Origin of the sequence: Pediococcus cellicola (genome assembly GCF_001438655.1) — a bacterium.
GTDB lineage: Bacteria > Bacillota > Bacilli > Lactobacillales > Lactobacillaceae > Pediococcus > Pediococcus cellicola.
The window spans coordinates 236890-242889 of record NZ_JQBR01000003.1 but is presented as its reverse complement, the minus strand read 5'-3'; the positions used below and the strand labels follow the sequence as shown (position 1 = coordinate 242889).

At 37.1% G+C, this 6000-nt stretch carries 4 protein-coding genes; all 4 read right to left on the bottom strand.

Features of this window, described 5'->3' with window-relative positions; translation table 11 throughout:
• Positions 1–380: 380 nt before the first annotated feature.
• Positions 381–1025: a helix-turn-helix domain-containing protein gene (locus tag IV80_RS04375; protein ID WP_057750043.1), complete on the bottom strand. Its 645-nt coding sequence runs from the start codon at positions 1023–1025 to the stop codon at positions 381–383.
• Between the two features lie 100 nt (positions 1026–1125).
• Positions 1126–2430, bottom strand: a complete 1305-nt coding sequence (locus IV80_RS04370; protein WP_057750041.1) for an MFS transporter — start codon at positions 2428–2430, stop codon at positions 1126–1128.
• A 154-nt stretch (positions 2431–2584) separates the two neighbouring features.
• Positions 2585–4492, bottom strand: coding sequence for a tRNA uridine-5-carboxymethylaminomethyl(34) synthesis enzyme MnmG (mnmG, locus tag IV80_RS04365; RefSeq protein WP_057750040.1), 1908 nt, complete (start codon positions 4490–4492; stop codon positions 2585–2587).
• A gap of 61 nt (positions 4493–4553) precedes the next feature.
• Positions 4554–5945 carry a tRNA uridine-5-carboxymethylaminomethyl(34) synthesis GTPase MnmE gene (gene mnmE, locus IV80_RS04360; RefSeq protein WP_057750038.1) on the bottom strand — a complete coding sequence of 464 codons (1392 nt, stop codon included), beginning with the start codon at positions 5943–5945 and terminating at the stop codon, positions 4554–4556.
• Positions 5946–6000 lie beyond the last annotated feature (55 nt).

Genomic DNA, 6000 nt, shown 5'->3' with positions numbered 1-6000 from the left:
TGATTGTCTCAAAAAATAGTTGCAGTTCCTTACAGGGATCATCTTTTTTACTTGCTATTAAAGTTAAACCATTCCAATAATGCGTACCCCAATTGTTTATTCTGCTGGTTCATTCTCTTTACAAATATTAATTGGCAAAAACATGCAATTCAGTAATCACTAAACGTTTTTCCTAGAAATCGTACGAATGAAAACCCATTTGGAAATGTGATACTAGCCCACACTATAAATAATAAATTCGATGAAGCATACCAGCTACATCAAATAGAAAGTACGAAAAGATATTTAATTCCAAAAAATTCTTTTAGTTTTCTCGGTAATTCTTTGATCTAATCACAATATGAATATATTGTTTCACGTGAAACGTTTTTATCTTTTGTTTATAATTTTGATTTACCCTTACTTACTTCAACATCACTTTTCTCTGTTTCTTCATTAGCCTGAGGATCTACATCAGAATACATGGTTATCTCCATATTTAAGGAAACTTGAGGATCATCTGGGTATGGATCTTTAAAATTTGCTGTTTCCTCATTTAATTTTCTCAATAATTCAATTCTTCCTTTATTAGACAGCTTTAGATCTGATTGAGCCCAAGAAAATGTACTTTTATCACTATTTCCGCCACCTTGAATAAAATCGACATTTTTTTTAAATGCTTGTAAAACTCTTTTTTGATTAATCATCAAAAGTTCCATGAGATCTTCACCATGTTCTTTGACATATTCATCGCCTAAATCTATTTCCTGATCGTTTTTTTTGCCATCTCTTGAATTCTTATACAAAAAAGCCGAACTATATACTTTTTCGGTTAAATTTTTAATTTGGTTCTCTGATACTACCTTTAAAAGACCAAAATCCGTCATCCTTTGAATCGGATAATAGAGATTAGACGGTTTTTCCTTTAAAAACTTAGCCAACTGCTTAACGGTAATTCCACTCTCTTTGTTGGCAGCATCTATTATTTCATTCACTTTAGGGTCAGCCAATAGTTTTGCTAAACTATCAAGTTTATTAGAACTCATTTCAAGGAACTTCCTTTTCATTTCAACAAATTTATTCATAATACACATCAACTCATTTATCATACCAATCTCATGATTATTAAACCAGTCATCAAAAACTTTATTTCAAAACCTTTTCTAAATTTTCTTTTTTTACTGCCGTTTTAACAACATGTACTGGTTTTGTGACCTTAACTTGCATAAAAGCTAAGATGCAGATAATTACAGTGATTCCTGATGCTAGAAAAATAGGCCCTGCATTAAAATGATCAAATAAGTAACCATATATAATGGTTCCGACTGGCATCATCAACATTGACAATGAAGATTGAATCGTAAAAATACGTCCTTGAAAACTAGAATCAATGTGCAATTGCATGTATCCAGCCATTGGCACATTAGTTTCAAACAATGCAATCCCCAGTAACAAGGCCAAGCCAACATAGATACCAGTAATTCCCAATTTTAAAAATTGAACATGTAAAAGTACTGGTAATCCCATTGCACTTGTAACGAGGGCAATCCCGATAACCCAGCGATACATAAGCTGAATTTGATTTTCTGCTGGTTTTTGTTTCATAAATATAAAGCCAGACAAAATCATACCTACCGAGGTACTAGCCTCCACCATACTGTATGAAACGTTACTTAATTTAAATTGATCCACTAGTAACAAGGGTAAGCCAACATTCACTGCACAAAAGAAAAAATTGATGACACAAGCCGTTATGATTAACATGACAATCTCTTTTTTCTGACGTAAATAATGAATTCCTTCTTTAAATGAAGTTAAAAAATTTATATTTTCCTTAGCGTCAACTTCGGAAACAAGCTGTACACTATTAAATCTGAAGTTCAGCGATAACACAACCACCATCACAACCAAGGTGGTTACGAACATAATCAGTGTGAAACCAAAGAATGGCATCATTCCATACGCAATCCCGCCTAAAATGGGAGCTAAAATTGAAGCTGAAGAACGAACCATTTGTTGAATTGAATTAAGTTGCTGTACCTGCGTTTGAGGAACCAAATTAATTGCTGAAGCACTAAAAACATTACCAATAAATAACTGAAATATATCGAGTAAGACCAATAAAACAATGATTTTCACGAGATACGTATCTGAAAGTTGTTGAAATTCCATTGAGAAAAATGCCATTGTCATAATGATACCAATCTGACAAATCACAATAATTTTTTTGTGATTAAAATGATCTACAATTGTTCCTGAAATTGGCAATAAAATTAATGAAACTAACGGTCCGATTAAAATAGAAATGCCTAGATTCATGGCAGAACCCGTTTTACGTAAAAGAAATAAGCCCACCGCGAAACTAAACATGCTACTTCCTAACTCATCTATTAGCGCAATCACACCAACCTTAACAAGCTGTGCCTTACTAGTATTCAGAAAGTTTTTCATAATAATTCCTTCTATCGTTAAAATTTATTTTTATGATAGCTTAGTTATATCTTGTTTGTTTTGAAATGTCAATAAAAAATATTTTAACGATAAAATAAATATTATTACAAATAAAAAAGTCATCTTAATATCTCTATTAAGATGACTCATAAAATTATTTTACTTTAGCAATTCTGCCCCGCTCAATATACACACTCAAAATTGCAATATCAGCAGGATTTACACCACTAATCCGACTGGCTTGCGCAATGGTTTGTGGTTGAATCTTTTCAAGTTTCTGACGACCTTCAGTTGCAAGACCATTAATGGCCGCATAATCAATGTGATCTGGAATCTTTTTAGCTTCCATTTTCTTCAAACGTTCCACACGTTCTTTGGCTTTTTTGATATAGCCCGCATATTTGATCTCAATTTCAACTTGTTCAACAACTCTTCGATCCAGCTTCTTATCGGGTGCCGGAATGAATTGGAGTAACTCTTTATATGACACTTCTGGACGACGCAAAAATTCAGATGCCCAGACACCATCTTTTAATTCATGACCACCCTTAGAAATCAAGAAGTCACGAACCTCCTTAGGTTTGATGCGAATTGTATCTAACCGGTGCAATTCATTTTCAATGTCCGCTTTCTTTTCTAAGAAGCTTTGGTACCGATCTTGATCAATCAAACCTAAGTCATGACCCATTTCCGTCAAGCGTAAATCAGCATTATCATGGCGCAAGATTAGACGGTATTCTGCACGGCTTGTAAGTAAACGATAGGGTTCTTTGGTTCCCTTTGTAACTAAGTCATCGATCATAACACCAATATAAGCATCACTGCGCTTTAAGGTAAATTGACCCTTATCTAAGGCACGCAATCCGGCATTAATTCCAGCAATTAGCCCTTGTCCGGCAGCTTCTTCATACCCGGAAGTACCATTAGTCTGACCAGCTGTATACAAGTTTTTAACAACCTTAGTTTCTAAAGTTGGTTTCAATTGATACGGCGAAACCACGTCATATTCAATGGCGTATCCCGGACGCATCATTTCAGCATCTTCTAAGCCCTTAATGGAATGCAAAATCTTTTGCTGAATCTCTTCTGGCATTGACGTAGAAAGTCCTTGGACATACCACTCGTCTGTATGGCGACCTTCAGGTTCAAGGAACAATTGGTGATGATCTTTATCAGCAAAGCGCACGATTTTATCTTCAATTGAAGGACAATAGCGAGGCCCAACTCCCTCGATCACACCAGAAAACATTGGTGCCCGATCCAAGTTTTTGCGAATAATCTTATGCGTATACTCGTTCGTATACGTTAACCAACAAGAAAGCTGATTTTTAGCATCAATATAGGCACTATCAGGCGTTGTAAAACTAAAATGATTTGGTTCTTTATCTCCAGGTTGTTCCTCTGTTTCATCATAATGAATCGTACCGCCATCCACACGAGGTGGGGTCCCAGTTTTAAAGCGTTCCAAATCAAAGCCATAATCTTTTAAGTTCTTGGTCAACTTCATAGCTGGTTGCGAATTGTTGGGACCAGAGGAGTACATAAGTTCACCAATAATGATCTTGCCACGAGCAGCTGTCCCTAACGTTAATACCACACTTTTAGCATGGTAACGAGCGCCGGTATTGGTGATCACACCCTTACAAACGCCGTCTTCAATAATCAGATCATCCACAATTCCTTGTCGTAAGGTTAAATTAGGTTCATCTTCAATTGTTTTTTTCATCTGAGCATGATAGGCATGTTTGTCAGCCTGAGCACGTAAAGCACGAACTGCAGGACCTTTGCCGGTATTTAGCATCCGCATTTGGACATAGGTCTTATCGATGTTTTTACCCATTTCACCACCGAGCGCGTCAATTTCACGGACAACAATTCCTTTAGCGGGTCCTCCAACTGAGGGATTACATGGCATAAATGCCACCATATCCAAATTAATGGTCATTAATAATGTTTTATTGCCCATTCGAGCAGCTGCCAATGCTGCCTCTGAACCGGCATGCCCAGCACCGACCACGATCACATCGTAATCTTTACCTGCATACTGTTTTACTTCCGTCATGACTCTTCCTCCACATTTGAGCTTCATTTTTAGTTTTATAATTAACTTAATTTAACTTCAATTATTTACCTAAACAGAACTGACTAAACAGCTGATCAAGCAATTCATCTTGATAACTATCACCCGTGATTTCACCAAGAAAATCCCAGCATCTTGTCATATCAATCTGCACCAAATCAACAGGCATGCCATCATCTAATCCTTGTAAGACCGAATCCAACGCGTCTTTGGCCTGGTTTAACAACCCAATGTGTCTAGCATTGGTGACAATCACATTGTTTTGATTGCCTTCAATACCACCGAAGAACAACTTGGCAATCTTTTCTTTTAACTCATCCAGACCAGAACCTTTTGTAGCTGAAGTACGGATAACTTCTTCTTCAGAGGCCAACTCAAACAATTCGTCTGTATCTAGTCGCATAGGTAAGTCTGTTTTATTTAAAATGATGATTCGCTTAGTTTCATTGGTAGCTTGCAGCAATTGACGATCTTCATCAGATAAAGGTTGACTACTATCCAAAACTAACAAGACTAAATCAGCCGTTTGCAAGGCTTTGCGACTGCGCTCAACCCCAATTTTTTCAACTTTATCATTTGTTTCACGAATACCAGCTGTATCAACCAGTTTTAGCGGTACCCCACGCACATTAACATACTCTTCCAGCACGTCACGCGTTGTCCCCGCAACATCTGTCACAATTGCTTTATCTTCATGGAGCATACGATTTAGCAAACTTGATTTCCCTACATTAGGATGACCGACAATTGCAGTAGCCAACCCGTCACGCAAAATCTTACCTTCTTGGGCTGTTTGCAACAATTGTTTAATTTGCGCCTTCACTTCCACCGCTTTTTCACGAAGCAGCTTACTGGTCATGGTTTCAACATCGTCATACTCAGGATAATCGATATTAACTTCCACTTGGGCTAAAACATCTAAGATATCTTGACGTAAATTTTTAATTAAATGCGATAAATCACCATCTAATTGGTTCAAAGCTACTTTCATAGAACGATCCGTTTTTGCTCGAATAAGATCCATAACCGCTTCGGCTTGGGAAAGATCAACTCGACCATTCAAAAAAGCTCTTTCTGTAAATTCACCCGGTTTTGCCATTCGCGCACCATGACTTAACACCAGTTGCAAGACATCATTAGTAGGCACAATTCCGCCATGACAATTAATTTCAACGACATCTTCACACGTATATGTTTTTGGCGCCAACATGACTGAAACCATCACTTCATCAACAACGCTTTTCGTCTTCGGATCAATAATATGACCATAATTAATCGTGTGGCTTTTAACCTTATGCAGATCCTTACCCTTAAAAACGGCGGTCACAACGTTTAAAGCTTCTTTACCACTCACCCGAACAATCGAAATACCACCTTCACCAGGTGGGGTTGAAATTGCCGCAATGGTATCTAATTCGGTAGCTGTCTCTAGCATGTCTAATTTCCTTTCTAAATCCATTCCAATAAAAAAAGCACCCAGTCCACGCCTT